Raw genomic sequence first — 1086 nt, forward strand, 5'->3', positions numbered from 1 at the left:
CTTTCTGCTCGAGCTGGTGTTCGATCACCCAGTCGCGCTGTGCTTCCCGGTGGTCGGGTATCCAGGTCTGGGTGGCGCGCTGGAACTTGTAGCCGATGTAGTAGCCGTGGACGGCCTCGTCGCGGATGATGAGCCGGATCATGTCCGCGGTGTTGGTGAGCCGGCCGCGGGACGACCAGTGCATGGGCAGGTAGAAGCCGGAGTAGAAAAGGAACGACTCGAGCAGGGTGGAGGCGGCCTTGCGCTTCGCCGCGACGAACGCGCGGTCCTCCTGGAGCCACTCGTCTCCGCGGCCATAGTCGGTGCCGTAGTAGGACAGCACGATCTCGGCTTGCGCTGGAGGTGTCGGTTCTCCTCCGACCAGCGGAACGCCTCGTCTATCTCCTGGTGGGCAGAGCGTGGAGAAGATCGCGCTGTAGGACTTGGCGTGCACCGACTCCATGAACGCGATGTTGGTGAGCACCGCCACCTCGTGCGGGGTCGCCGCATCCTGGATCAAGGAGACCGGGTGCGCGTCATGGCGAACACACTAGGCCGCTGCGTGTCCCCCTGTTGACCAGATCTTCGTGTAAGTCCAAAAAGGCATAGGATCAAACGAGTGCGTTCGCAAAAGCCGCTGCGTAGCGCTGGTTCTCGCTCGGCTTCACGTCACCGGTGACCCTGAGTAGCACTGGTCCGTGCAGGTGGTGGTACTCAGTCCCAAGGATCGGGCTGGCGTCTGTAGCCCGGCGATGTAGTTGGCTCGTCTCTGTGCGTGTTCCGCGCTCGGCCAGACTTCGATCATGGCACCGCAGTCGGCTCCCAGTCGCTCACCGCATTGGACCGCTTTGTCGTAGACCACCGCCGCATCTGTGTAACCGGTTGGCCTGCCGATCAGGTTGTTCGGGTCGTTGGTCTCGGTGATGGTTACGACCCGCGTGACTGTATCCACGGCGGTGTGGATTCTTTCGGCGATCGCCGTGGCGGACAAGAACAGGCTGGGGTTCGCCATGGTCGGGGTGGGGACAGGGGGGGGGTGTTCGGCCCCAACCCCGGCGGGTGGCGGACCGCGTCGGCCAACGACTCGGCCAGCGGACCCTCGGCCAG

The 1086-nt window shown here is 64.2% G+C and carries 2 protein-coding genes; both read right to left on the minus strand.

Annotation, left to right across the window (positions count from 1 at the left end; all coding sequences use genetic code 11):
- The coding region (locus ACFWPJ_RS33555; protein WP_378857647.1) for a ribonucleotide-diphosphate reductase subunit beta at nt 1-499 on the minus strand (499 nt) is incomplete at its 3' end.
- Between the two features lie 144 nt (nt 500-643).
- On the minus strand, nt 644-991 hold the full coding sequence (locus ACFWPJ_RS33560; RefSeq protein ID WP_378857649.1) for a hypothetical protein: 348 nt from the start codon (nt 989-991) through the stop codon (nt 644-646).
- Between the last annotated feature and the right edge of the window lie 95 nt (nt 992-1086).

It is taken from the genome of Nocardia sp. NPDC058497, assembly GCF_042720195.1.
GTDB lineage: Bacteria > Actinomycetota > Actinomycetes > Mycobacteriales > Mycobacteriaceae > Nocardia.